26 protein-coding genes and 3 pseudogenes are annotated in these 25866 nt (G+C 63.2%); 24 read left to right on the top strand and 5 right to left on the bottom strand.

The annotated features are described in order from the left end of the window. The 11 genes from AC1D3B_RS21995 to AC1D3B_RS21945 form a co-directional block, all read left to right on the top strand. Nucleotides 1-193, top strand: a 193-nt coding sequence (locus tag AC1D3B_RS21995) for a citrate/2-methylcitrate synthase (RefSeq protein ID WP_478192789.1), incomplete at its 5' end; no start/stop codon positions are given. Between the two features lie 167 nt (nucleotides 194-360). After that, the gene (locus AC1D3B_RS21990) at nucleotides 361-1572 is read left to right on the top strand and encodes an ABC transporter substrate-binding protein (protein WP_478192788.1); all 1212 of its coding nucleotides are present in this window, start codon (nucleotides 361-363) and stop codon (nucleotides 1570-1572) included. An 87-nt stretch (nucleotides 1573-1659) separates the two neighbouring features. Then, complete coding sequence (locus tag AC1D3B_RS21985) at nucleotides 1660-2424, top strand: HTD2 family dehydratase (RefSeq protein ID WP_478192787.1); 765 nt, start codon at nucleotides 1660-1662, stop codon at nucleotides 2422-2424. 22 nt (nucleotides 2425-2446) lie between these two features. Further along, a complete protein-coding gene (locus AC1D3B_RS21980; RefSeq protein ID WP_478192797.1) occupies nucleotides 2447-3214 on the top strand; it encodes an SDR family NAD(P)-dependent oxidoreductase in 768 nt (255 codons plus the stop codon). Between the two features lie 17 nt (nucleotides 3215-3231). Beyond that, entirely contained in the window at nucleotides 3232-4158 is a 927-nt protein-coding gene (locus AC1D3B_RS21975; RefSeq protein ID WP_478192786.1) for an NAD(P)-dependent oxidoreductase, read from the top strand. A gap of 4 nt (nucleotides 4159-4162) precedes the next feature. Further along, entirely contained in the window at nucleotides 4163-5041 is an 879-nt protein-coding gene (locus tag AC1D3B_RS21970) for a branched-chain amino acid ABC transporter permease (RefSeq protein ID WP_478192785.1), read from the top strand. Beyond that, nucleotides 5034-6047: a branched-chain amino acid ABC transporter permease gene (locus AC1D3B_RS21965; protein ID WP_478192784.1), complete on the top strand. Its 1014-nt coding sequence runs from the start codon at nucleotides 5034-5036 to the stop codon at nucleotides 6045-6047. The genes AC1D3B_RS21970 and AC1D3B_RS21965 overlap by 8 nt, the downstream gene beginning before the upstream one ends. Next, nucleotides 6044-6832: an ABC transporter ATP-binding protein gene (locus AC1D3B_RS21960; RefSeq protein WP_478192783.1), complete on the top strand. Its 789-nt coding sequence runs from the start codon at nucleotides 6044-6046 to the stop codon at nucleotides 6830-6832. Before AC1D3B_RS21965 ends, AC1D3B_RS21960 begins: the two co-directional genes overlap by 4 nt. Then, nucleotides 6825-7589: an ABC transporter ATP-binding protein gene (locus tag AC1D3B_RS21955; RefSeq protein WP_478192782.1), complete on the top strand. Its 765-nt coding sequence runs from the start codon at nucleotides 6825-6827 to the stop codon at nucleotides 7587-7589. The genes AC1D3B_RS21960 and AC1D3B_RS21955 overlap by 8 nt, the downstream gene beginning before the upstream one ends. 36 nt (nucleotides 7590-7625) lie before the next feature. Then, the gene (locus tag AC1D3B_RS21950; protein WP_478192796.1) at nucleotides 7626-8522 is read left to right on the top strand and encodes an SMP-30/gluconolactonase/LRE family protein; all 897 of its coding nucleotides are present in this window, start codon (nucleotides 7626-7628) and stop codon (nucleotides 8520-8522) included. A 29-nt stretch (nucleotides 8523-8551) separates the two neighbouring features. Further along, complete coding sequence (locus AC1D3B_RS21945; RefSeq protein WP_478192781.1) at nucleotides 8552-9553, top strand: Bug family tripartite tricarboxylate transporter substrate binding protein; 1002 nt, start codon at nucleotides 8552-8554, stop codon at nucleotides 9551-9553. A gap of 233 nt (nucleotides 9554-9786) precedes the next feature. Here the strand turns inward: AC1D3B_RS21945 and AC1D3B_RS21940 are convergent, their stop codons facing one another. Continuing rightward, on the bottom strand, nucleotides 9787-10050 hold the full coding sequence (locus AC1D3B_RS21940) for a hypothetical protein (protein WP_478192780.1): 264 nt from the start codon (nucleotides 10048-10050) through the stop codon (nucleotides 9787-9789). 507 nt (nucleotides 10051-10557) lie between these two features. Here AC1D3B_RS21940 and AC1D3B_RS21935 point away from each other — a divergent pair. Then, nucleotides 10558-10734 (top strand): annotated as a pseudogene (locus AC1D3B_RS21935) (IS110 family transposase); the annotation flags it as partial. Between the two features lie 3 nt (nucleotides 10735-10737). Here AC1D3B_RS21935 and AC1D3B_RS21930 read toward each other — a convergent pair. Then, nucleotides 10738-11064: pseudogene (locus tag AC1D3B_RS21930) on the bottom strand (IS110 family transposase); the annotation flags it as partial. Between the two features lie 116 nt (nucleotides 11065-11180). Here AC1D3B_RS21930 and AC1D3B_RS21925 point away from each other — a divergent pair. The 8 genes and pseudogenes from AC1D3B_RS21925 to AC1D3B_RS21890 all read left to right on the top strand — a co-directional run bounded on the left by AC1D3B_RS21925 (nucleotide 11181) and on the right by AC1D3B_RS21890 (nucleotide 19282). After that, entirely contained in the window at nucleotides 11181-12110 is a 930-nt protein-coding gene (locus AC1D3B_RS21925) for a LysR family transcriptional regulator (protein ID WP_478192779.1), read from the top strand. A 97-nt stretch (nucleotides 12111-12207) separates the two neighbouring features. After that, the gene (locus AC1D3B_RS21920) at nucleotides 12208-13224 is read left to right on the top strand and encodes an ornithine cyclodeaminase family protein (protein ID WP_478192778.1); all 1017 of its coding nucleotides are present in this window, start codon (nucleotides 12208-12210) and stop codon (nucleotides 13222-13224) included. Nucleotides 13225-13243: 19 nt separating this feature from the next. Beyond that, nucleotides 13244-14263: a dihydrodipicolinate synthase family protein gene (locus AC1D3B_RS21915; RefSeq protein WP_478192777.1), complete on the top strand. Its 1020-nt coding sequence runs from the start codon at nucleotides 13244-13246 to the stop codon at nucleotides 14261-14263. 11 nt (nucleotides 14264-14274) lie between these two features. Next, nucleotides 14275-15749 (top strand): annotated as a pseudogene (locus AC1D3B_RS21910) (NAD-dependent succinate-semialdehyde dehydrogenase). A 28-nt stretch (nucleotides 15750-15777) separates the two neighbouring features. Beyond that, a complete protein-coding gene (locus tag AC1D3B_RS21905) occupies nucleotides 15778-16746 on the top strand; it encodes a Bug family tripartite tricarboxylate transporter substrate binding protein (protein WP_478192776.1) in 969 nt (322 codons plus the stop codon). Between the two features lie 10 nt (nucleotides 16747-16756). Beyond that, nucleotides 16757-17338: a cupin domain-containing protein gene (locus AC1D3B_RS21900; RefSeq protein WP_478192775.1), complete on the top strand. Its 582-nt coding sequence runs from the start codon at nucleotides 16757-16759 to the stop codon at nucleotides 17336-17338. A gap of 4 nt (nucleotides 17339-17342) precedes the next feature. Then, nucleotides 17343-18332, top strand: coding sequence for a fumarylacetoacetate hydrolase family protein (locus AC1D3B_RS21895; RefSeq protein ID WP_478192774.1), 990 nt, complete (start codon nucleotides 17343-17345; stop codon nucleotides 18330-18332). A gap of 8 nt (nucleotides 18333-18340) precedes the next feature. After that, complete coding sequence (locus AC1D3B_RS21890; protein ID WP_478192773.1) at nucleotides 18341-19282, top strand: NAD-dependent epimerase/dehydratase family protein; 942 nt, start codon at nucleotides 18341-18343, stop codon at nucleotides 19280-19282. 815 nt (nucleotides 19283-20097) lie between these two features. Here the strand turns inward: AC1D3B_RS21890 and AC1D3B_RS21885 are convergent. Then, on the bottom strand, nucleotides 20098-20631 hold the full coding sequence (locus AC1D3B_RS21885; protein ID WP_478192772.1) for a DUF421 domain-containing protein: 534 nt from the start codon (nucleotides 20629-20631) through the stop codon (nucleotides 20098-20100). Continuing rightward, nucleotides 20628-20861, bottom strand: coding sequence for a hypothetical protein (locus AC1D3B_RS21880; protein WP_478192771.1), 234 nt, complete (start codon nucleotides 20859-20861; stop codon nucleotides 20628-20630). The genes AC1D3B_RS21885 and AC1D3B_RS21880 overlap by 4 nt, the downstream gene beginning before the upstream one ends. 530 nt (nucleotides 20862-21391) lie before the next feature. Between AC1D3B_RS21880 and AC1D3B_RS21875 the strand changes: the two genes are divergently transcribed. Together AC1D3B_RS21875 and AC1D3B_RS21870 are read left to right on the top strand one after the other, a co-directional pair. Beyond that, on the top strand, nucleotides 21392-21823 hold the full coding sequence (locus tag AC1D3B_RS21875; protein WP_478192770.1) for a YihY/virulence factor BrkB family protein: 432 nt from the start codon (nucleotides 21392-21394) through the stop codon (nucleotides 21821-21823). Nucleotides 21824-21846: 23 nt separating this feature from the next. Then, entirely contained in the window at nucleotides 21847-22194 is a 348-nt protein-coding gene (locus tag AC1D3B_RS21870; protein WP_478192769.1) for a hypothetical protein, read from the top strand. Nucleotides 22195-22729: 535 nt separating this feature from the next. Here AC1D3B_RS21870 and AC1D3B_RS21865 read toward each other — a convergent pair. Then, the gene (locus tag AC1D3B_RS21865; protein ID WP_478192768.1) at nucleotides 22730-23617 is read right to left on the bottom strand and encodes a LysR family transcriptional regulator; all 888 of its coding nucleotides are present in this window, start codon (nucleotides 23615-23617) and stop codon (nucleotides 22730-22732) included. 132 nt (nucleotides 23618-23749) lie between these two features. Between AC1D3B_RS21865 and AC1D3B_RS21860 the strand changes: the two genes are divergently transcribed. Together AC1D3B_RS21860 and AC1D3B_RS21855 are read left to right on the top strand one after the other, a co-directional pair. Beyond that, nucleotides 23750-24910 carry a CaiB/BaiF CoA transferase family protein gene (locus AC1D3B_RS21860; protein WP_478192767.1) on the top strand — a complete coding sequence of 387 codons (1161 nt, stop codon included), beginning with the start codon at nucleotides 23750-23752 and terminating at the stop codon, nucleotides 24908-24910. Then, a complete protein-coding gene (locus AC1D3B_RS21855; RefSeq protein ID WP_478192766.1) occupies nucleotides 24903-25847 on the top strand; it encodes a hydroxymethylglutaryl-CoA lyase in 945 nt (314 codons plus the stop codon). The genes AC1D3B_RS21860 and AC1D3B_RS21855 overlap by 8 nt, the downstream gene beginning before the upstream one ends. Nucleotides 25848-25866: the final 19 nt, after the last annotated feature.

Raw genomic sequence — 25866 nt, 5'->3', positions numbered from 1 at the left:
CTATTCGGGCATCGTGCAGCGCGCGATCGGCATTCCGGTGCCGCTCTTCACCGCCATCTTTGCGCTGGCGCGCACGGTCGGCTGGATCGCCCAGCTCAACGAAATGATCGGCGACCCCGAGTACAAGATCGGCCGCCCGCGTCAGTTGTACGCCGGTGCCATCCCACGCGAAGTGTTCGTGCAGCGCCCCTGAGCAAGCGCCGCTGCCCTGCAGAAGTTCTGCCGTTCGCCAAAATGCATCTTGCATTTGTCTCGTTCTGGGAGTTTCCAAGGGCAAACCCGCATTTCCACCGTAAGATCGACAAATAGAATGCATTGTGCGTTCAATGCAGTTCGATTCGAACACCACAGGAGAACAGTATGCGCAGAAGGACCTTTCTTTCGACCGGTGCCGTGGCCGCTTCCATCGCCCTTCCGGGTGGAGCGCGTGCTCAGCAGGCTTCCCCTGGCATCGATTTGGCCAAAAAGACCGTCACGGTCGGTGCGTTCACACCGATCACAGGGCCGGTGCCTTTTTACGCAGTGCTCACGCACGCTGCCGAGGCCTGCTTCAGGTGGGCGAATGAGACCAATGCGTTGAACGGCTGGAAAGTTAACTTCGTGACGTATGACGATGGCTACGAGCCGGCACGCAGTGTCGCGGTCACTCGACGTCTGGTCGAAGAAGACAAGATCTTTGCATTGACGGCTGCGACGGGCACGGCGCAATCCGTGGCAGTAATCCCCTACGCCAAGGAAGTAGGGCTTCCGATGATTGGGCCGATCGGGGGGGCGAGCGCGCTGTTCTCAGAGAGGCTGGTGTTTCCTTTGCTGCCGGACTACGGTTGGTCGGCGGCATCGAATCTCGACTATGCCTTTTCTGGCCTCAATGCCAGTCGCGTCGCGCTCCTGTGGGAGAACGACGAGCTGGGCCGCTCGGCCAAGCGTGGCTTCGATCTGTACATGGAGGCGCGCAAGAAGCAGCCGGCGGAGTCGATTCCATTTGAGGTACGCAGCACCGATTTCACGCCGCATGTGCGCCGGCTTGCGAATGCCAAGGCGGAGGTGGTGATTCTGTTCGGTTCCAACGCCAATCTGGCCGCAGCCCTCAAGGCCGCCGATCGCATAAGCTACGAGGCTAAGTGGATGGGTCCTTTCTTCACGGCGGACCCCACCACACGAAAGCTGGCGGGCCCATTGCTTGATGGCGCTTACTTTTCGTCATGGCTTCTGCCCGTCACCGCCGACGAGCCAGAGGTAAAGGCCTACAGAGAAACCGTCGCCAAGCATTTCCCCAACGACCCGATCGGCGTCTTTGGCCTCAACGGCTGGAGCAACGGCGCGTTGTTCGTGAAAGGCTTCCAAGCCCTGCTGGCCAGCGGCAAGCCCTTGACGCGGGAAAGCCTCGTGGAAGTAATGGAGACCATGACCAATCAGACGATCGGTGGCGCACGCAATGTGACCTTCAAGCCGGGCGACCACCGCGGCGTGCGGCAGGAGGGAATCATCCAAGCGATGCCGGACGGCAGCTTCAAGTTGTTGAGCGAGTTTCGGCCATTTCCGTCAGAAGTGTTCGACGCAAAACTTTCTTGAGGATTTGAATTGACTACTGCATACGACGACTGGATCGGACGCGAGGAAGAGCGCTCGCAGCGCATCCTCGCGCCTGCGGCGCAATCCATGGCTGCAACGCTCGATCTGGAGGTTGCGCCTACCGCTGGCGAGCCCCTGCCACCAGGATGGCAGTGGATGTTCTTCAATCCCGCGGCACGGCGCAGCGAACTTGGCATTGACGGCCATCCGAAGCGAGGTGGCTTCCTGCCGCCGATCGAACTGCCGCGTCGGATGTGGGCCGGGAGCCGGGTGCGCTATCTCTCTGACCTTCCAATCGATGCTGAGGCCACGCGGCGAAGCCGAATCCTCAAGGTCGAGAACAAGGTCGGAAAGCGCGGCTCACTGTGGTTCGTTACTGTGGCGCATGTCATCAGCTGCAACGGACATCCCTGCATCAGCGAAGAGCAGGACATTGTTTATCGCGAGGCGACCCCGCCGACTACAGCGGCGGCACCATCACCCGAGCCCTACGACGGTCAAGCGCAGTGGGGCCGCAGCGTCGAGCCAGACACAACGCTCTTGTTCCGCTATTCGGCCCTGACTTTCAATGGCCACCGGATCCACTATGACCAGACGTACGCTCGTAACGAGGAAGGCTACCCCGACCTGGTGGTCCACGGGCCTCTCACCGCGACACTGCTACAGCACTTCGCCGTCGAGCATGGCGGCGGACGTCGGCTAGCGACTTTTGACTTCCGTGGTGTGTCTCCCCTATTTGTGCGTCGACCGTTTCGATTGGAAGGTCGACAGGGCGACGACGAAGGACTTGCGCTGTGGGCTCGCGGGCCGGATGGCGAACTAGCGATGTCTGCGACTGCCACCTTTCGCTAAGAAATTACCCTTTTCCGAATTGATGACTGAACTGGAGATACAGAGAATGGCTCAACATATGAGTGGCCCCGCGAGCCTTGAAGGCCAGGTCGCGTTGATCACTGGGGGCGCGGGCGGCATGGGTCGCGCGATAGCAGCCGCGTTCAAGGCTGCCGGCGCCCGCGTAGTGGCCACCGACCGTGCCGACACCGAAGACGTCGGACCCGGTATCGACTACCGCCGCTACGATGTCACGTCACGCGCTGACACTGACAAAGTGATAGATGAGGTCATTGCTACGCACGGGAAGATCGACATCCTCGTTCTGTGCGCGGGCATCATTGCACGCACCCCGTTGGGAGACAGTTCCGATGAAGAGTGGGACTCGATCATGTCGGTGAACGTCCGCGGTGTCGTAAATCCTGCGCGCAAGCTCTTTCCATTGATGTGCGAGCGCGGATTCGGAAAGATCCTCGCCGCAGGTTCAATTGCCGCCAAGAACGGCGGCGTCGCCTCTGGGCCGGCGTACGTTGCCTCCAAGGCGGCCGTACACGGGATGATGCGATGGATCGCCAAGGCGGGCGCACCTCATGGCGTCTATGCCAATACTTTGGCGCCCGGTCCCGTCGAGACGGCAATGTGGGCCAATGTCACCGGGAATGTGGCGCCTTCGGCGAATGCCACAGTTCCTCTTGGTCGCTACGGCAATGCGCAAGACATCGCGCAAGCCGCACTGTTTCTGTGCTCCCCCGCTTCCAACTGGATCACAGGCACGTCGCTGGACATCAGCGGCGGCATGTGGATGGACTGAAACCAAGGAGCCGCAGCATGTCAGACAAAGCAGTGCCGGTCATCGGTTTCGTCGGGTTGGGCGTGATGGGCGGACCAATGTGCCGAAATATGGCGTTGAAGCATGCGGGTGAGGTCGTCGCTTTCGACTCAAACCCCAGCGCATTCCAGATCCTGGAGGGAACGAAGGCCCGTCGCGTTGATGCGCTCGCCGAAGTGGCCGCACAGGCAGACGTAGTATTCCTCTCGCTACCTGGCGGTCCCGCGGTGGAGCAGGTCTGCCTTGGCGCGAATGGCCTCACCAGCGGGAAGCGTCATCCGGCGGTCATCGTCGATCTCAGCACAACCACGGTCGCAGCAGCTCGCAGTGTGGGGGAGCAACTCGGTGCGCGCGGCGTGGCATTTGCCGATTCCCCGGTTGCGCGAACCCGGGAGGCGGCCCAGCGCGGGGAACTCAGCCTGATGGTGGGCGCTGATGAGGCCCTCTACAACCGCATCGAGGCGATGCTGCGCTACGTCGGATCGGATATCACTCATTGCGGCGGGATCGGCTGCGGGCAAGTGGTCAAGCTCATCAACAACGCCCTGGTGTTTGAGAACACCGTCGCATTGGCGGAAATGATGGTCCTCGGTGAACGTGCAGGCGTGCAACCCGCGACGCTCTTGGATGCAGTCTCGAAAGGCTCTGGCGACAGTTTTGTGCTGCGCAATCATGGCCGCAAAGCCATGCTGTCGAGACAATTCCCAGACAAGGCGTTTGCGCCTGAATATGTGCTGAAAGACATCAGCTATGTTCTGGAGTTGGCGGGGCAAACAGGTGTTCAAGCGCGCGTCACCGAACTTGCTGAGCGCTACTACTCGGCGACCGCCGAGAACGGGTGGAGCGGACGCTACTTTCCCGCTGTGATTGAGGTCGTTGACCGTGACATCCGGTTAGCGCCGGTCGGTGACGCCGGGAAGGGCTGACATCATGGCCGACTTCATTGGGCTCCTTTGGGCGGGTATTGTGAGTGGCTGTCTGTATGCCATGGGCGCGATTGGCATCGTTCTCATCTACAAGAGTTCCATGGTCGTGAACTTCGCCCACGGCAACCTTGCCGGCCTTGCGGCATTCCTTGTATTCGGATTCACCGCCGGGACCTTTGGGAACGTGGCCTGGGGCGCTGCCGTGATGATTACGTTAGTAATCATGATTGGAGTGATGGCAGTCAGCTACTTGCTGATCGCTCCACTGGTATTCAGATCCGACCTCACAAGCACCATCGCAACCCTGGGAATCGGTCTGGTCGCCCAAGGCGTCACGCAGCTCCTCTTCGGCTCGAACGTTGTCTCGATGGATCTGCCGTTGCCGGCGTGGCGGATGAATGTCGGCGCGGTTCGCGTCTCTTCCTATGACATCGCGGTTCTCAGCGTCACCGCGCTGGTCATCGGGCTTCTGTATCTGCTTATTGAGCGCACCCGAATCGGCATTGCGTTTCGTGCCGTCTCTGCCAACCCGTTCGCCAGTCGAGTCTGTGGACTGAGTTTGCGTCGAGTCCACTTGTTCGCATGGGTAGTGGCGGGCCTGCTTGGTTTGGTGGCCTCTCTCCTCATCGTTCCGACTACGTTCTTATCCTCCACCACCGTCGCGGCTTTCATGCTACAGGCATTCGCCGCGGCTGTGGTGGGAGGGTTTAGCAGCCTGCCCGGAGCGGTGGTCGGAGGCATTTTCATTGGCGTGCTCATGAACATGCTTTCGTTCTATGTATCCGCGGAATTCAACAACACCTACTTGTTGCTGACCATACTGCTGGTGCTGAATGCCTTCCCGAAGGGTGTGCTCGCCGTGCGCGGAGGTTCACGTGTCTGATGTGTCGATCATCCAAAGCGCCTTGACGCAACCCTCGCGGCAGCCTAGTCAGACCAGAGACACTCGCGATGGACGCACGAAGCCGCGATTCGCAAACGTACTTGGCCTACTGTTCCTGGTGCTGCTGCTATTGCTGCCGCTGATAGCCGGCGGGTACTGGACCTTCACGCTCGGCTTGTGCTTCGCAAACGCCATTGCGATCATCTCGGTGGGCTTCTTAGTGCGCTACGGTGGTGAAGTCTCCATTGGGCACGGGGTTTTCGTGGCGGCAGGCGCCTATACCGTGGCCCTAGTCGAAAAGTATCTAGGCCTATCGTTGCTTTTCAGCTTGCCTCTGGCGGCTGTGGCCGGCGCCATCCTCGGCATTCTCTTTGCCTTCCCATCTCGCAACCTCCAAGGGATCTATCTAGCCGTTGCAACGATGGCGTTGGCCCTGGCGTTGCCGGAGTTGCTCCTGCGATTTTCGTCGGTGTCTGGTGGCTATGAGGGCCTGTACGTGAAGCTGGACGCGCTGCCTGGCGTCGCCAAATCGGTTCAACGCTACTACCTTCCACTTGTTGGGCTTATCGTGATTGTCCTGCTCTTGCGGCATTTCCGCCGCTCTCGACAGGCAATGGCATTGCTGCTGATCCGGACGTCGGCGCATGCAGCAGAGTCTTTCGGCGTGCGGCGCAGTTGGGCGCGTTTGTCCTGCATGGCCTTGAGTGCCTCGATCGCGGCGGTCGCTGGGGCATTGTTGTCCTTCAGCTCATCCACCGTGTCCCCGAACAGCTTCACGCTCTGGACGTCTATCTTCTTGCTGGTCGGTTCGGTCGTCAGTTTGTATTCGTTGTCTCTGGTGGGAAGCATCATTGGAGGCATTTTCCTAACATTGATGCCGTTGCTTCTCGCGGGCGCTGGTGATTGGGTTCCGATCCTGTATGGCGGAGCGCTTCTGGCCGTTGTGTTAGGTGTCAATGCGTTGCCGGCTGCGCTGCGCGCGCGGCTTGAAGGGGGGCGTGTGTGAACGTTCGCTCTGTCATTGACGCCGCGCCACTGGTAGTAGATGGTCTCTCACTTTCGTTTGGCGGCATCCAAGTCCTGAGGGACATCGCCATGCGCTTTCAGCCCGGTGAAATTACCGGGTTGATCGGTCCCAATGGAGCTGGCAAGACAAGCTTCTTCAATTGTTTGACTGGCTTGTATTCCCCCCAGCACGGCAGCATCCAGTTCGGTGAGTCACGCCTCGAGAAGGTGCCTCCAACTGGTCGCGCCGCACTGGGCTTTTCGCGCAGTTTCCAACATGTGGCGCTATGTCCGGAACTTAGTGTGGTCGAGAATGTGATGATTGGTCTTGATCGGCAGTCATCGGCTGGGTGGGTGGAAGCATTTCTGCCCTTGCCGAGGGGGCGTGCAGAGCGTGCAAGCAATCGTGCGCTCGCCGTGGCGGCGCTTGATCGACTTGGCATCTCGGAAGTAGCGGACGCATTGCCCACGGAGTTGCCACCAGGGGTGCTGCGACTTGCCGAGATTGCACGCGCGATCGCTGGAGAGCCGCGCGTCTTGCTGCTCGATGAGCCAGCAGCCGGACTGAATTCCGTCGAAACCGCAGACTTGTCCAACGCGCTCAAGAAGTTGCGTTCGCCACAATTGGTACTGGTCGTCGTCGAGCACGACATGGATCTGATCATGGACGTATGCGACACGATTTACGTGCTCAACGTGGGCACTTTGCTCGCCTCCGGCGCTCCAGATCAGATCCAACGAAATCCCGAAGTTGTGCGGGTTTACCTTGGAGACGACGATGAGTGAAGCGTCCGAAGTCTTGTTGCAAGTCGAAGGGCTTACCGTGCGCTACGGAGCTGGTCCGGTGGTGCATGGGGTGACATTCGGCGTCGCGGGCGGAACGGTAGCGGCCTTGCTGGGCGCCAATGGCGCAGGCAAATCAAGCACGTTGCGGGCAATCGCAGGTCTCGAGCCATCGCAGGGTCGAATGCACTTTGACGGGAGGGACATCTCACGCCTGTCCAACGAAGAGCGATTTCATGCGGGCATCGTGTATGTGCCCGAGGGGAGAGCAATCGTCACCGACCTCTCGGTCGCCGAGAACCTGACGCTCGGGTCCTACTTCGTAGACGCGCCAACGCGCGCCCGGCGGCAGCAAATGGTGCTTGAGTTCTTCCCGGAGATCGCCAATCGGCTGAAGTGGCCAGCCGGTCTGCTCAGCGGTGGAGAGCAGCAAATGCTTGCCATAGGACGCGGGCTCATGTCCGGCCCGCGGCTGCTGCTTCTCGATGAGCCGTCACTTGGGCTGGCCCCTCTGCTGGTCGGGCGGGTCTATGAGCGTCTGGCTTTGATTCAGCGGGAACAGAAACTCACGGCCCTACTGGTTGAACAGAGTTTCCACGCGGCCGCAAAGCTGGCAGTCAGGGCGTGGGTCATGCGGCAGGGCCAGATCGTGGGCGAACTGGACGCCAATGCGCTTTGCAGCAGGGAAGGACGACAAAGGGCGATCGACGCCTATCTAGGCGCCCGCCAGGAAGCTCCTGCAGCCGAAGTACAAATCTAAGGAGTCAAAGTGAAACTGAAGTTGCAAGGTCGCGTGATGGCATCGGGTCTGAACTTCCCGGAAGGTCCCGTGGCACTACCAGACGGCAGCGTCCTCTTGGTGGAAATCGCCGCGGGCCGGCTCACCCGTGTTCAGCCTTCGGGTGAAGTCAACGTAGTGGCCGAAGTCGGTGGGGGCCCGAACGGCGCTGCTCTTGGATCGGACGGGCATTGCTACATCTGCAACAACGGTGGTTTCAGTTGGCGTACCGACGACGGCTTCAGTCGCCCCACCGGGCCAGCCGCTGACTACCAAGGCGGGGCTATCCAGCGCGTAAACCTCCGCACTGGAGGCGTTGAAGCTCTTTACACCCAGTGCGACGGCATCCCTCTGCATGGTCCGAACGACATCGTCTTCGACCGACAAGGCGGGTTCTGGTTCAGCGATTTCGGCAAGACATTCGAGGACCGCATCATGCGCGGCGCGGTGTATTACGCCTCCACCGACGGCAGTTTCATCCGTCGTGCCGCCCATCCGGTCCTCACACCGAATGGGATTGGCCTGTCTCCCGATGGTGAAACACTGTATGTCACCGAGACCGAAACGAGTCGGTTGTGGTCCTTTCCCATCGTTGGTCGCGGAGAACTCGCACATGAGCTATGGCCATCCCCAAATGGTGGACGTTTGGTGCACGGACTTTCCGGCTTCCAGCGGTTCGATTCACTGGCAGTAGAGGAGGGCGGCAACATCTGTGTGGCGACCCTCGTGCGCGGTGGCATTAGCGTCTTCTCACCCGGGGGCGAATTGCTCGAGTTCCACGAAGCACCCGAAAGCTACTGCACCAACATCTGCTTCGGTGGTCCCGATCTTCGAACGGCGTTCGTCACGCTTTCGGGCCATGGTCAATTGCTTGCGGTCCATTGGCCGAGGGCCGGCTTGCGCCTTTTCGCCTGACTTCGCGCAGCTTTCTGAAAGTAACTTCCATGCAAAAAACTCCGTGCCAGGCGCGACGCTACGTGTTTATCGGCGGCTGCGCGCTCCTTGCTTCTGTCCTGACGGCTTGGTCGTTGCCTGCCATGGCCCAGAAGGCGTGGCCGGACCGGGCTATTCGTATCATCGTGCCGTATGCGGCGGGTCAGGGCGCCGACGTTCTGATGCGGCTCGTCGCGCAAGATCTGTCTAAGTCACTGGATCAACCGGTGGTCATAGATAACCGTGCAGGCGCTGGAGGCAATATTGGCACTGCTGCTGCGGGAAAGTCCGCTCCGGACGGGTACACCTTCCTCCTTGGGACCAATGCAACGAACGCGGCCAACGAGTTCCTCTACGCCAACTTGGGTTACAACCCGGCTGCGGACTTCGAAGGGGTTGCCATGGTGGGCTTGCTGCCGATGGTGATCTCGACTTCCAGTTCTGAAATTCCGACCAATGGCGTAGCGGAATTGATCGCCCTAGCTCGAGCGAAGCCCAATACGTTGAATGTAGGTCTGCCAAGCACTACAGCAAATGTCGTTTTTGCGCAGTTTGTCCTGGCAGCCCGAGCGCCATTGTTTGCGGTCAAGTACAAATCTTCCGGCCAGTCCATGACCGACATGCTCGGCGGACAGATTCCTTTAACAATCGACACCGTCATTGCAGCGCGAGCACATATCGCCTCCGGAAAAGTTAGAGCACTAGGCATCACTTCGCTCAAAGCCAGCGAGATGCTGCCCGGCGTGAAGCCCGTGTCCGAACAAGGTGTACCTGGCTTTGATGTGGTCGCTTGGGACGCCCTGTTTGCTCCTCGGGGAATGCCGCCAGAGGCGGTACAAAAAATGAGCGAGCATGTTCAACGCGCGTTGGATCAGCCCGAACTGCGTCGCAGGATGCTGGAAGTCGGCGTGGAACCGCTCTTCATGGGACCTGCTCAACTCGATACCTTCGTAAAAGCGGAACGGATTAAGTGGGGAGGGATCATCAAGGCGGCGGATATTCGCGTCGATTGATCTGAATTGACGATCGCGCCTTGACCGAACTGAGGAGGGCACCTCACGACGGTGACTGACAAGCAAACGTTTCCAGTCATCGTGAGTTCGAACATCTTGAAGCAGATCGCGGCCGGCGTTCAGGCGTTCAAGGGTCTGGCCGACAGCATCGCGATTGGCTGAGCCGACACGTCATGAATCTCGAATGTAAGTGGGGCTCTGCACCCTCTTGACGGCCGTCTGATCGATGGCAATCAGATGTCGAGCACGTGGCGAAGCATGTGGAACGGCACGCGCCATGAGTGACCGTCGCCGGTGTCGACGGTGGCTGTTCTCTGGTTGATGCGAACGACGGTGCCCAGCTGGGGTTGAAGGTACTTGTCGTCGAACGAGACCTTCTCACCGCCGCGGAAGTCATTGCGAGCGGCTTGATCGGTGGAGGTTTCGGCGGTGCTGCGGCCGCTGTCGGCTGAGCAGTTGCGGTCGGCGGTTCGACAGCCGTATAGGGAAGCTTCCACTCGCGCCGCGTCCCTTCCTCGTGCAGCGTGACCTGCGTGTTCTTCATCGCCACGACCTTGCCGTTGCGCATCTGGCCGTCGAGCCAGTCGAGGAAGCGCACGGTTTGCCCCAGGTTCATGTTCGTGCGCACGGCGATGATCCGTCGCGAATCGGTCAACAGGCGCTCGATGATGGCGCTCAGCTGGAACAGCTCCAGGCTGATGGGGTCTGCTGGTCGGCTCCTCTATCGGTTTTTCGCACTTTGAAGTGCTCCGGACGTTCTGGGCTTCGCCAACCACGGTCCAACCTGTCTTGCCATCACTGCGTGATTGCCTGAGATGCTATGGATGCCTCCCTCCCGAAGGGGAAGATAGCTGAAGCGCAGAGCCGGTGCAGCCGGTGATTAGCAAGAGCCGCCCCAACAAACCGGCGGATCCTCTGATGGATACGGCATCGAGTGCCTAAGCGTGATAGACCAAGGTCTTCACAAACACCACAGAGGATCCGCTGTGAATCGTAATTCAGGCATGAATGCGGGACAAATCATCGGCACCATGAACGGCCAGTTGGTCGTCGGTCTGGACATCGCCAAGCATGTCTTTCAGTTGTACACCGTGGACATGGACACGGGCGAGATCGTGAACATGCAGATCAAGCGAGCCAAGGTCATCGAACACTTTGCCAATCGCCGGCCCTGCCTCATTGCCCGGAACGAACCGCATGCTCGGTCTGGCGACGGCCTCGCAAATGGCCTCGGCATCGGCCACGTCGTTCTTGTTGCCCTTCACGTAGGGCTTGACGAACTGCGGCGACATCAAGCGCACCGTGTGGCCGAAGCCCTGCAGGGTGCGCGCCCAGTGATGGGCGCTGCCGCACGCCTCCATGCCGACGAGACACGGAGGTAAATTCACGAAGAACGCGGTCATCTGGTCGCGTCGCAGCTGCTTGCGATGTGCGACCTTGCCTTGTTCATCCACTGCGTGAACCTGGAACACGTTCTTTGCCAGGTCGATGCCAACAGTCGTAATCTTCATGGTGGACGCCCCTCTCGGTTCAAGTGGTTGCTGACACTTCCACTTTGGCACGTTGATGCCGCCTACGGGTGGGGGCGTCCATCCCATTGGTTTTGATGCTTCGCACATGGCGGCCCATGCACAATGCCGGCGTGCAGAACATCCTCGATCCCAAATGGCAACTGTTCGTGAAAGTTGCGGACGCCGGTAGCGTCTCGGGCGCCGCGCTTGCGCTCGACATGCAGCAGTCGGTGGTGAGCCGGCACATCGCGCGGCTGGAGCAGGAGTCGGGGACGCGCCTGTTCCGCCGGACGGGCCGCGGCGTCGTGCTGACCGAGTTCGGGCAACAGGTCTACCCGCGCGTGACGGCGTTGATCCGCGATGCGGAGCAACTGGCAGACGACATGCGTACGAGCAGCGGAACACCCATCGGCGACGTGCGCGTCGGGCTGCTGCCGTCCACGGTCGGCATGCTGGCCGGTCCCTTGTTCTCCACCGTCCGCAAGTCTTGGCCTCTGGTCCGGTTGCATCTCACCGAAGGGTCGAGCGCGCAACTGGAAGAGTGGTTGGTCCAGGGGCGGCTCGACCTTGCCTTGCTGCTGAGGGAAGAAGACACCGCCGCGCCGGAAGAAACCGTGCTCACGCGTATGCCGCTGTACCTGGTGGTGCCGGCCAAGGACGCGTTGGCAGCGCGCAAGACGATCGACTTCGAGGACGTGGCGAGGCTACCCCTGGTGCTGCCGAGCGAGCCGCACCCGCTGCGCGCACGCCTGGCGAAACTCGCGCGGCAGAAGGGCGTGACGATCACACAAGTGCTGGAAGCCGACTCGATCCGGCTGCAGCACGAGATCACGGCCGGCGGCGGGGGCTTTGCAATCACGGCGGGCACGCTGACGGCCAACGAGGCGCGACGGCTCGCGGCCGTTCGCATTGTCCGCCCCGTGTTGTCGCGGGCAATCGTCCTCGGGATCACCCAGCACCGTGCCCACACCAAGGCGACCTGGGAAGTCATGCGCCTGCTGAAGACCATGGCACCGGCCATGCTCAAGTCGGCACGGCAGAGCTAGCGGGATATCCCGAATCGGGAAAGCTGCTTTCGCCTCTGCCGGGTCGCCAGGAGAGAGGCGGCTGCCTACGATCGTGTCCATTACAGGAGACATCGCTTTGGGCACCCCCCTCTTCGCGGACACCATCCAGATGCCGCCGACCCTTTTTCTCACGGATGCCGACGTTGCACGGCTGACCGACTGGCGCGCTGCCTTCGACGCCTTGCGCGCTGCATACGCCAGCACCGTCGCCGCGGCCATGGTGCCGCCGCGCTCCATGGCTCGCGGCGACGGCACCTGGCTGCGCGGGCTCACGGCCGTGTCGCCAAGCGGCATGCACATGGGCTGCAAATTGATCTGCGCCAGCATGAAGGCGCGTCGTGCCAGCTACCTCGTCTCGCTCTTCGACCAGGAGACGATGGGCCTGGCCGCGCTCATCGACGGCAACCGAATCACCGGCATCCGCACCGCTGTCACCGCCGCAGTTGCGGTCGATGCCGCGGCGCCGCGCAAGCGGCTGAGCGTGGCGGTGATCGGGTCGGGCTTCGAAGCCAAGGGACTTCTCGCTGCCCTGGCTGCGGTTCGAGATGTCGCGCGCGTTCGTGTCTTCAGCCCGACACCCGCGAACCGGCAGAAGTTTGCCTCGGCCATTCAGGAGGAGTACGGCCTACGCATCGAAGCCGCTGCGTCGGCGCCGGAAGCGATCGGTGGCGCCGACGTGGTGCTCTGTGCCGCGCGCAGCCGCGACGAGTCCCCCGTGATTCGCGGCGAATGGCTGGCGCCCGGCATGACCGTGGTGTCGATCGGCTCCACGCTGCCCGAACAGCGCGAGGTCGATGAAGAGACCATCGCCCGCGCGTCCCTGATCGTTGCCGATATGCCCGATGAAGTCGCCCGCGACACCGGTGACATGCTGGCAGCGACACGCACGGGCGTGGCGTTCGCCGGCAAGCTGGTCTCGCTGGCCGACCTGGTGCGAGGCAGGGCCAAGCGAAAGCCGGACGACATCGTTCTCTACAAGTCCGTCGGCTCCGCGCTGCAGGACGTCATCACCGCCGAGATGCTGCTGGGGCGTGCGCGCGCCATGGGAGTCGGTACTGAACTCGCCCACAGCATCGTGCCGGTCGCCAAGTAATTCAAACCCAAGGAAAACCATGCCCAACTATCAACGCAAGGACGCCCGTGCCTGGGCGCGCGAACACCTCGTCGGCTGCTCCGCCGTCACCATTCCCAGCTACTCCGCAGACCTTCGCAAGCTCAACGAACAGGGCATTCGCCACGACATCGCGCTTGCCAAGGAATTCGGCTATGCCTACACGCTTCTTTGCGCCGAAGTGGCAATCACGCCCGAAGAGAATGCGCAGTTCACGGCGTGGGCCCGCGACACGGCGGGCAGTGGCCTGGGACTTTTCTTCCATGCGGCTTTCGGCACGCTGGCGGAAAACATCCAGGCCGTGAAACTCGCGGAGAAGGCCGGTGCGGACATCGTGCTGCTGTCCTATCCCCCGCAGTTCTGGCCGACGACCGAGCAGGAGATCTACGACTACACCAAGCAGTTCTGCGACGCGACGGAACTGGCCGTGATGCTGTTTCCGATTCCGCTCTGGGGCTTCGAGCGCGTCCACCCGGCCGGCATGTCGGTCGAGCTGGTGCGCCGCCTGCTGAAGGACTGTCCCAACATCGCGGCGATCAAGTCGGAGCAGGGATTTCCGCTGCCGGCGGGCTTGTGCGAGATGTACCACCACTTTCGCGACGAGGTGGTGATCAGTTGCCCCATCGAAGGCGATGCCATTCCTCTCATGAGCGTGATGAAGATTCCATTCTCCGGCACCAGCAACACGCAATGGATGAGCACCTACTACCCCCGCGCCTTCGACCTGGCGAGCAAGGGCGAGTGGGAAGCCGCAATGGAGTTGTACTGGAAGGCCAACCCGGCGCGCAGCGCCAACGGCGCCGCCGCACAGAGCTACGCCGGCGGGACCGGCGTGTTAAACCGCACGATGTGGAAGTACCAGGACTGGCTGGCAGGCTTCAACGGCGGGCCCCTGCGTGCCCCAGCGATGCGTGTCCCGGACCGTCTCATGAAGATGCTGCGCCAGGGGTTGGTGGCGTCCGGCCTGCCGGTCACCAAGGACCCGGACAGCGCCTACATGGTCGGCCGCCACCCATGCTGAAGGTCGGCACCATGCACCACCTTCTGCAGGATCCAAGGCTCTTTCGCGCCGCCGCCCACGTGGGCGGCGAGTGGATCGGCGCCACGCCGCACGGCACGTACACGCTGCGCAATCCGGCCGACAACGTCGTCCTGGCCGAGCTTCCGCGCTTCAAGGAGGCCGAGACCGGCAACGCCATTGAAGTGGCGCACACGGCTTTCCTGTGCTGGCGCAGGACCACGGCCAGGCACCGTTCGGAGGTGCTGCGCCGCTGGTACGAGCTGATGATCCTGCACCGCGACGATCTTGCAACGCTGATCACGCTGGAAGAGGGCAAGCCGCTTATCGAAGCGAGAGTGGAGATCGACTACGCGGCCTCCTTCGTGCAGTGGTTTTCGGAAGAAGCCAAGCGCGTCCGCGGCGATGTGATTCCCGCGCCGAAAGACACGCAGCGCCTTCTGGTACTGAAGGAGCCGATCGGCGTGTGTGCGGCGATCACGCCCTGGAACTTTACGGCTGCGATGATCACCCGCAAGGCCGCGCCGGCGCTGGCCGCCGGCTGCAGCATGGTCGTGAAGCCTGCCAGCCAGACACCGCTCACGGCGCTGGCGCTGGCCGAACTGGCGCAGCGCGCCGGCGTGCCGCCGGGCGTCTTCAATGTGGTCACCGGCAACGACACGCGTGCCATCGGTCACTCGCTGACGAGCCATCCTCTCGTGTGCAAGATCACGTTTACGGGTTCAACGGAAGTCGGGCGCCTGCTGCTGGCGCAGGCCGCGGCAACGGTCAAGAAGTGCTCCATGGAACTGGGCGGAAACGCACCGTTCATCGTCTTCGACGACGCGGATCTCGATGCGGCCGCCGACGGTGTCGTCGCCGCGAAATTCCGCAACACGGGCCAGGCCTGCATCAGTGCCAACCGGGTTCTGGTCCAGGCGGGTGTGTACGACGCGTTCGCGGCCAAGCTCGTTGCGCGGGTGGCCAGTCTGCGTGTCGGCAATGGCCTCGAAGCGGACGTGCAACTGGGACCGTTGATCGACGATGCCGCAGTGGCCAAGGTCGAGGAGCACATCGCCGACGCGATTGCCAACGGCGCCACCTTGTTGCATGGGGGCAAACGCCACGCGCTCGGCGGCCGGTTCTTCGAGCCGACGGTCATCGCAGGGGCCAGGTCAAGAATGGCCGTGGCTCGCGAGGAAACCTTCGGACCCCTCGCGCCGCTGTTCCGCTTCGAGCAGACGAGGAAGCTTTCGCGCTTGCGAACGCCGCCGAATTCGGCTTGGCCGCCTACCTGTACAGCCGGGACGCGGCCCGCATCTGGCGCGCGTCGTCCGCCATCGAGTCGGGAATGATCGGCATTAACTGCGGCCTGATCTCGAACGAGGTGGCCCCATCCGGCGGCGTGAAGCAGAGCGGCCTCGGCCGCGAGGGCTCCCACCATGGCATCGAGGAATTCCTCGAGATCAAGTACCTTTGCTGGGACGGGCTGGCGCCGGCCTTCGGTTGACGCCTTCCAGAAAAATCAGGAGACAAGAATGAAGCAACAGCTTCGCCCCACGTGGCTTTCCTTGCTTTTTGGCGTGATCGCCATGATTGCCGCAGCCGGCACGGCCCACGCGCAGCCGAACGTGACCAAGATGGTCGTGCCCTTTCCGCCGGGCGGCGTCACGGACCAGGTGGCCCGCATCATGGCAGAGCACATGGGCCGGCAGCTCGGCCAGGTCATCATCATCGACAACAGGCCCGGCGCAGGCAGCCGGCTGGGCGTCGAAGCCGTCATCAAGTCGCCCGGCGACGGCACGACGCTGCTGTTCACCAATTCGAGCTACAGCATCCTCCCGGTAGTCGATCCGAAGATTTCCTTCGATCCGACGAAGGCGCTGGCGCCGGTCAGCATGACCGCCACCTACGGCCTGCAGATCGTCACGAAAAAGGACATCCCCGCGAGCACGCTGGGCGAGTTCATCGCGTATGCGAAAAAGAACCCCGGGAAGCTGAGCTATGGCAGCGCCGGCATGGGGAGCGGTGCACACTTTGCCGGCGAGTATTTCAAATCGCTGACCGGAACTTTCCTCGTGCACATTCCATACCGCTCCACGACGGGTGCACTGAACGATGTCGCAGGCGGCCAACTGGACGTGGCGTTCGATGCCTCGGCCAAGCCGCTGATCGACGCGGGGCACATCAAGTTGCTGGCGGTCACGAGCAGGCAGCGGGATCCGCGCTTTCCAGGCACGCAGACGGCGTCCGAGGCCGGCGTGAAGCCCTTCGTGCTCGAGTCCTGGGTGGGCGTGCTGGCCCCGGCAACGACCCCGCAGCCCTTGCTCGAGAAGCTGAACAAGGCGGCCGGTGCGGCTCTGGCCGACCCTGCGGTGCAGAAGCGGTTCGCGGAACTCGGGCTGCGGCCCGAGGGCGGCAGCTCCGCCCGCTTTGCCGATGCGATACGGGACGACCTCGTGCTCTATCGCGGCATCACCAAAGAGTCCAAGCTCCAATTCGAGTAAGAGGAACATCATGAATTTCCCAGCCATCCATCGCGTGGTCACGGGCCACGACGCGCAAGGCAATGCCGTGATCACCAGCAATGGACCGCTGCCGGTCGTGGCGGAAATCAAGGCCATTCCGGGCACCGTCTTTCACGAGGTATGGGCGACCGCAGGCGCGCCGGTGTGCGTCGATAACGGCCCGGACCCGACCAGCGAGCCGCTGACGCTGCCGCCGCCGGCACTTGGAACGCGCTTCCGGTTCGTCGACATTCCACCGGACAGCGACGAACTGTTCACCCGCAGCGCCGACCAGCTGCGCGCGGGTTTCAGGGAGATCGGGGACATGGCGGCTTCCACGGCCGACCGAGGCGCGCCGCATCCGCTGATGCACCGCACGGAGAGCGTCGACTACGGTGTCGTGATGGAGGGCGAGATCACGCTGGTGCTGGACCAGGGCGAGGTGCAGTTGCGTGCCGGCAGCGTCGTCGTGCAGCGCGGCACCAACCATGCCTGGGCCAACCGTTCCGGTGCGCCATGCCGGATGCTCTTCGTCCTGGTCGACGGCACGTACGATCCCGCCATCGGCCAGGCGCTGGCCGGGCGGGGCTGAGGCGATGAAACTGGCATCCCTGAAGGGCGGCAAGGACGGCCGCCTCGTCGTCGTGTCGCGCGACCTGCGGCAATCGGTGAGCGCGCAGGCGATCTCGCCGACCCTGCTCGACGCGCTGGAGCGCTGGGCCGAGTGCGAGCCGCGGCTGCAGCAACTCTATGCACGACTCAATGCGGGGCAGGTGGAGGGCGCATCCGTGTTCGATCGGCGCCAGGCTGCCGCGCCGCTGCCGAGGGCGCCGCAATGGTGCGACGGTTCCGCCTTCCTGAATCACGGACGACTGATGGAAACCGCGTTCAAGCTCGCGCCCATTCTGGATATGGAGACGATCCCGTTGATCTACCAGGGCGGTTCCGACGACTTCCTTGGAGCCGCCGACGACGTGCCACTGCCGGACGAGGCGCATGGCATCGATTTCGAGGGCGAGTACGGCGTGATCCTGCAAGACGTGCCCCTGGGCGCTTCGCCGCAGCTTGCCCGCAGCCGCGTCGCGCTGCTGGTGCAGATCAACGACGTGAGCCTGCGTGCCTTCGGCCCGCGCGAGATGAAGACCGGCTTCGGATTCTTCCAGGCGAAGCCGTCCTCCAGCTTCGCGCCGGTGGCCGTGACGCCGGACGAAATCGGTGAACATTGGCGGGACTCCCGCGTGCATCTTGACCTCCATGTCGAATACAACAGTGCATGGTTTGGCAACCCGAACGGCGCAGAGATGAACTTCGGCTTCGATGACCTGATCGCCCATGCGGCCGCGACGCGTCGCCTGTCCGCAGGCACGATCATCGGCAGCGGCACGGTCTCGAATGCGGGCGGGAAAAGGGGCTCGGCCTGCATCGCGGAGCGCCGTGCCATCGAGGCCATCGATCACGGCGCACCGAAGACGCCATTCATGCGTTTCGGCGACCGCGTCCGAATGGAGGCGCGCCAGGACGGCCGCTCCGTCTTCGGCGCCATCGACCAGCGCATCGTCCGCGCTCCCATGCCGCCGCAGGCATGAGCGGCACGATGCGAGTCCTGATCACCGGCGCGGCCGGCTTCATCGGCGCCCACCTTGCCGGCCTGCTGCGTGAGCGAGGGGAAATCGACGGCAGGCGCATCGACGCACTGGCGCTTGCCGACCAGAGCTTGCCGGATATGCCGAAGGAGATCGCCATTCGCGGCGACCTCGCGGACCCGGGCGTGATGGCCAAGGTCGCGACGTTCCGGCCGGACGTAGTCTTTCATCTTGCGGCCGTCCCGGGAGGTGCATCCGAGCAGAACTACGCGCTCGGCCGGCGCGTCAACCTCGACGCATCGCTGTCGTTGTTCGAGGCCCTGGCCGAGAGCGGCACGAGGCCGACAGTCATCTATGCCAGCAGCATCGCGGTGTACGGCACCCATCTTCCGGAGTGCGTCACACCCACGATGCCGCTCAGGCCGCCGCTCACCTACGGTGCCCACAAACGGGTGTGCGAGATTCTTCTGGCCGACTTCACGCGCCGCGGGCTCCTGGACGGCCGGTCGGTGCGGCTCCCCGGGATCGTGGCGCGCGCGAAGAGCAGCGCCGGGCTCACCTCCGCATTCATGAGCGACCTCCTGCATGCGCTGAAAGCAGGCGTCGCCTTCACCTGCCCGGTAGGTCCCGAGGCCACGGCATGGTGGATGTCGGCACGGCGCTGCGCCGAGAACCTGGTCCATGCGGCCGTTATGGATGTCTCGGACGATGAACCGGAGCGGGTCTGGCCACTGCCGGTGTTACGCCTCTCGATCAGAGAGATCATCGACACGTGCTCGGCACGCTACGGCGAATCTCGCCGCGGTTTGGTGGCATTCGAGCCTCGCCCGGATGTGGAGACGGTGTTTGGGCGCTATCCGCGCCTCGATGATGCCTCCGCCCGCGCGCTGGGACTGGGGGACGACGGTTCGGCGGACGAGCTGGTGCGCCGGGCACTCGGCGAGATCAACTGATCCGAAGCGCCACTTCAAGGCAAGCCGAAAAGTCCGGCTTGGTCGCCGAGAACCTAGCATCCCTGTCAGTTCCTTTTCGGCGAATTCTCCAAGATGGATGGAGCTCTTCTAGCGTTGAGGTATCCCGGACAAGGGCGAGCGGATCGCACCCCAGTGGTGCACTGTATTTGCAGAAAGTTGCACAGTTGCACAGTTGCGCAGTTGCGCAGGAGACCCTACATCTTGGGCGAGGGCGGTCTGCCCACGACCGTGAAAGCGGGGCTGCGGCTGCCTGGTGTCGAGACGGGCGTTCCCGGGCTGCCGCATCGACTTCCTGTGCGGCGTCGTAGCTTCTCGCGAACTTTCGGCGCTGGTGGGGGGGCGCGGGTATCCGGCCGAGGCACTTCGCGGCTACGGGCACGCCTATGCCAAGGCGCGAAGGCAATCCGAATTTCGCGGATTCTTGAGTGACCTGCGCGCGTAGTATTCGAAGGCTATTGTGTTTCGCTTTGGACGCAGAACCCAGTCATGGGCCTCAGCTCCGAGCGAAGGATCGATGGGCTTGATCTCGCCAGCGCCGTTGGGCCAGCACCCTGCGCTACGAACCTCGCGACGACGGCAACACGGCTCTACGCGAGCGCCTGAAGGAACTCGCGGGCCAGCACACCACCGCCACGGCTACCGAATGCTCCACAGCCAAGCCTGCAACGTTGCTAGTGGCTCCGGGACCGTCTGCCGAAGCGGCCAGATGGCTTCTCGCTCCATCCGCAGGACGGTGGGTTTGGACCGCGAGCGGCGTTCCGATCGGGTATCAGGGATGCCGCCGATCGCAGGATCTACTGCTCCAGCGGGCCGCGATCCGCTGGAGCCTGCGGCTGCTCGGGCGCAGACTTGCGCTTGAATACGCTCAACTGTCCATCCGCCTCGAGGCGCGCGATCCGCACGTCGGTGACTCGCTCGACACCGGACTCACGCAGCTTGCCTTCGAGCTCGTCCATCGTGATCATCTCGCGTTTCATGGCCCTGCGGTTCACCCGGCCGTGCCGGATCAGGACTGCAGGCTGGGGTTCCAGAATCTTCGACACCCAGGCGAGGCGAAAGCTGAGCCAGTCGAGGGCGAAATTCCAAGCGATCAGCGTGGACAGCAGCACAAAACCGTCGTTGATCGATTTGTACTCTCCTTGCATCGCGTTGCTCGCGGCGTCGGCGACGAGAACGACGAACAGCAGGTCTGCAACGCCCATCGAGCCGACATCCCGACGCAGCACGAACCGAAACACGATCAACAGGAACCAGTAGACGGCGGTCCCTCGCACGACCATGTGCCAGATTGGGAATTCCCTGGCGAAGAGTTCGGTCAGGCCGTTCATGCATCGATCCTCGCATCAACGCGCTCGATGCATCCGTGGGCTGAAGATCTCCCCGAGGCCCGGAGGCCGATGCACGGACCCGAAGGCGTCAGCACCAACTCGCTGGGGACGTCCTCCGCCTTTTCGAAAATACCGCGGACCGTGGCCGCATCCTCGAGTGCCATGTGATGCGTGTTGATCGTTTCGGAGCGCAACTTGCCCGCCTCGATGCGCTCGAGCAAGTTCGGCATGGCGCGTCGCGGCAATGACCCGCAGCGGCCTGACGCTCGACCCTGCCATCTTTGAATGGGTCAAAACGGTTTCGATCGTGCGCCGGGCCTCGAAGCCGACCGCGCCAATCGACGCGTCGACGCCTCGGAGGTCGGGCCGCTCTATGAATTGCTTGGCCGGATCGCGGATGTCTTCCCGTGCGATCGCCGGGCGCGGCACGGTCTCAGCGCGGGCATCTTTCGACGAATGGAAGGTCAAGGCTTTCAATCAATGCTTGGGTAAGAGAACAGTAGGAGGCCGCTGCAAAGCGAAGGGGCCGTCGTCCGACGACCGGAGTCGATCTGCCTTGCGAAGAATCCATTTCGCCTCCTGCTGACTGCCGCGCATGTAGGAAACCGTCCGCTGGGCGTGCGCGCGTTCCACCCAAGTGCAGCTTCGCTTGTGCCGTTGATGGATTCGCCAGGACCACTTCCGTTGCCGACGGCCACTTGTCGCCACGCGAAGCAGACACGCGGTCCGAGGACTTTGCGCATCAGAGAGGAAAGAAGCCATGCGTCCGAAGCATTTGTTCGATCTCTGCCGCAAGGCGGTGATGGCCTGGGTCGACGACTTTGCGCCCAGCACGGGCGCCGCCATCTCGTATTACACGATCTTCTCCCTCGCGCCGCTGCTTGTGATTGTGATCGCCATCGCGGGCACCATCTTTGGCCGCGACGCAGTGCACCAGCAGGTCGTGGAGCAGATCGGCGGGCTGGTCGGCCACGACGGAGCGAGCGCGGTGGAGGCCATGCTGCGCGCTGCCTCCGACACCGACAAGGGTCTTATTGCGGGCATCATCAGCTTCGGGGTCTTGCTCGTGGGCGCCACCACGGTGTTCGCCGAATTGCAAAGCGCACTGGATCGAATCTGGCACGTGCCCGAGAAGGCGAAGCCGTCTGGCGCTGGGCCGTCCTGCGCGCGCGCGTACTGTCGTTCGGGCTGATCCTGGGCCTCGCCTTCCTGCTCATGGTGAGCGCTGCGCTGGCCGCGTTCGATGGCTGGTTCGGCGGGCTGCTGCCGGGTTGGGAACTTCTTTTGCAGGGGCTCAACATCCTGATCTCCTTCGCGATCCTGACGCTCCTTTTTGCGAATGATTTTCAAGCTCATGCCCTCGACTGCTTCGCTATGTTGTTTGCACGAAGCCGAGATAACACCTTGCGCTTGGTGCGCATCTTCATCAGCTTTGCCCAGATTCAAGTTCTTGACGGTGGGCGGAATCGGGCCCGCAAGATTGCCGTGAACCGCCAGATCGACGCTACGTTTGCGAACAGGCCGACCGTGACGATCATGGCCGCGCGATCGGCGAACTCCTGACTCAGATCGAGCAGCAGAAGAGCGAGCGACCACGGTAGAGCGCACAGGATGGCGACCATGATGACGATGGTCTGTTCGCTCGGACGGAGCGTGGCAACGGCCAAGGTGGCGGCGAGAGCGACGACACGCCAGGCACCCACCAGGCATGGCGATACAGAGGCGGCAGGTGATGCGTGGTCATGACGGAAATTGTGCGAGCGCGCGGCAGTGACATGCGAGCTTCACACACAAGCTACCTTGTTCGCGACCCTGTCGCGCGCTCCCACAAAAGGCTGAAGGGTGGCCAGTAGCACCGTCGACCTTTTCGTCACACCTCCGCGCGAATGATCTCCACAGGCCCGATCCCCGAATACACGGTTTTGCCGGTTTTCAGCGCGACCACGGTCCATCGGTCGCCTGGCGTGATTTTGTAGTCGCCTGGCTCGAAAGGAAGTTGAGCCCGATGTTCGCGCGCTGGTTCGCCACGCTAGGCAAGCGCCTGGACGGCCACGGCGTCAAACTGTCTGACGGCGATGCGTCCAAGTTGGTGGTCAGGTTACTCGTGCTGCAGCAGGTCCATGAAAGCCCGGCTCACCGGGGACGGCGACCTACCCGCGCGGGTGACCAGCCCGATGGGCCGCGATATGGCGGGGCGCTGCAGCGGCACCGTCGCCAGGTCATCGTGGCGCGTGAGCTGCAGCGCCAGCTTCGGTAGCGCAGTCAGGCCCAGGCCGGCGGCGACGAGCGCGCCGGCGGCGGCCACGCTCGGGTACTCCAGCGCCGGCACCACCTGCAGCCCGCGCTGCAGAAAGGCCGCGTCGGTGATCGGACGGATGCTGCTGTGAAAGCCGCTGGCAATGAACGCTCGCTTCGCAAAGACCGACCAGGCCACCGATTGGCGTGTCGCCAGCGGATCGTCGCGCCGACACAGCAGCATGAAGGGGTCGTCGATCAGGTGGCGGTAGAGCATGGGCTCCTGCGGCGCGGGGCGCACGGTGATGCCGAAGTCCGCGCGACCCTCGTCCACTGCTGCGCGTACTTGGTCGGCCGGCCCTTCGATCAGCGAGAACGTCACCTCCGGGTGACTTCGGCGGAACCCCGCAATGGCGTTCGGCAGCAGCGCCACGCCGGTTGATGGCAGGGCGGCGATGGTGAGGTGCCCGCTGCGGCCTTCGAGAAACTGCGACAGCTCGCTGAACGAGCTATTGAAGTTCTCCAGGATGCGCAGCGCGATTGGCAGCAGCTCGCGGCCCGCGGGCGTGAGATCCACGTGCCGCGTATCGCGGTCGAACAGACGCGCGCCGGCCAGTTCTTCGACGATGCGGATCGTGCGGCTCAGGGCCGGCTGCGACACATGCAGCGCCTGCGCGGCGGCGCGGAAGTTCGAGGTCTTTGCGACCTCGACGAAGGCCTCTAGCTGCTGCAGCGTGATGTCGATTCGCATGGATGCCGCCCCTCTTGATTGATCCGATCAAGTTATCACAGATATAGAAACGTTCTCCTTCCCAAATCAATTCCCGCAGGCCAGACTGGCGGTCATCGAATGGAGACACGGGCCCGTCACCGGGCTGGAGCAATGGAAAAAATACTGCAAGGCATCCGGGTTCTGGAACTCGGGCAGGTCCTGGCCGGACCGTTCGCCGGCGCGATACTCGCGGACCTCGGCGCCGACGTCGTCAAGCTCGAACGCACGGAGGGAGGCGACGACGCGCGGCACATGGGGCCGGCCTTTCGCCACGGCGACGCACTGAACTTCCACGTTTTCAACCGCGGCAAGAAGTCGGTCGCCATCGACCTGAAAAGTGCCGAGGGCATGGTGGTCTTCGAGCGACTGGCGGGCGAGTCGGACATCCTGATCCACAACCTGCGCCCCGGTGTCACGCATTCGATGGGCATCGATGGGCCCACCCTGTGCGCACGCCACCCGCGCCTGATCTATTGCGAGATCTCCGCCTTCGGCCACACCGGACCGCTTGGCATGCTACCGGGCTACGAGCCCCTGATACAGGCCTTCAGCGGCCTGTCGAGCATCAACGGCGGCCCGGACGATCCGCCCATGCGCTCCGGTGCCTCAGTGTGCGACCAGGGTACGGGCATGTGGGCGGTGATCGGCGCGCTGGCGCTGCTGCAGCGGCGCCATGCAACGGGCAGGGGCGGCGTGGTCAGCGCTTCGCTGCTCGAAACCGCGCTGGTCTGGACGGGCCAGAAGTCCGACGCCTACGCCAACGAAGGGCGCCTGCCGGAGCGGCACCGCTCGGGCCATCCGGGCTTCGTGCCCTATGAATCCTTCGACACCGCCGATGCGCCGCTGCTGATCTGCTGCGGCAATGACCGGCTGTTCGCCAAGCTCGCCCACGAACTCGGCCGCGATGACTGGACCACCGACGAGCGCTTTGCTACCAACCGGCTGCGGCTGCTCCACAAGGCCGCGCTATTCGAACAGATCGTGCCGTTGCTGCGTGCGCGGACCCGCGAGCAGTGGACCGCGCGCTTCACGGCGGCCGGCGTGCCCTGTGCGCCCGTGCACACCGTGCCTGAGGCCATCGTGCATCCGCAAGTGAAGGCGCTGGACATGCTCCAGGCCGTGCCGGGCGAAGACTTCAAGCTGACCGCGTTGCCGTTGTCGATCGACGGTGTGCGCCCGGCGCACCGCGCGGTCGCGCCTCGGCTGGGCGAGCACAACGCGGAATTCGGCGCGCCCATTCAAGAGCTAAAACAAGGAGATATGAATGTCTGACCTGCCACGACGCGTCCAGCTGCACGAGGAAGGCCCGCGCGAGGGCTTCCAGATGGAGGCCGGGAGCATTGCCTCGGCCGACAAGGTGCGTCTGATCGAGGCGCTGGCCGGCACGGGGCTCGAAGAGGTGCAGTGCGTGTCCTTCGTGAGTCCCGAGCGCGTGCCCGGCATGGCGGACGCCGAACAGGTCGCCCAGTCGATCCGCAAGCGCGAGGGCGTGCGTTACACCGGCATATGGCTCAACCTGCGCGGCATGCAGCGAGCGATGCGCACACAACTTGACATCGAAGGCACCATCACGAGCAACGCGTCCGAAGCCTTTTCAATACGCAACAGCGGCAAGAGCCTGGCCGCGCTGCGGGACGCCCAGCGCGAGACGCTGGCCTTCTGCGTCGACCACCGCATCCCGGTGGCGCACGGCATCGTCACCACGGCTTTCGGCTGCAACCTCGAAGGCGCCATTGCGCCCGCCACCGTTGTCGAGCGCGTGGCGCAGATGCTCGACGCAATGGCCGAATTTGGCTTGCGCTTGCCCCTTCTTCGGCTCGCCGACACCGTGGGATGGGCCCAGCCCCACGCCATTGCCTCAGTGGTCGGCGCGGTGCGCGATCGCTGGCCCGATCTGCGGCTGGGCCTGCACCTGCACGACACCCGCGGCAGCGCCATGGCCAATGCTCTGGTGGGCCTGCAGATGGGCATCGACACCTTCGACAGTGCCTGCGCTGGCCTCGGCGGCTGCCCGTTCGCGGGCCACACCGGCGCGGCCGGCAATATCTGCACCGAAGACCTCGCCTTCATGTGCGAAGAGATGGGCATCGAGACCGGCGTCGACTTGGAGGCGCTCATCGACTGCGCGCGAATGGCCGAAGCGATCGTCGGCCATCCCTTGCCGGGAAAGCTCATGCGCGCCGGCACGCTGGACAGGTTCCGGCGCTGATGCCGGAAGCGGAAGCACA

Source organism: Variovorax sp. P5_A3 (genome assembly GCF_056400665.1).
The sequence above is the reverse complement of the archived record's forward strand: the minus strand, read 5'-3'. Positions and strand labels throughout refer to the sequence as shown.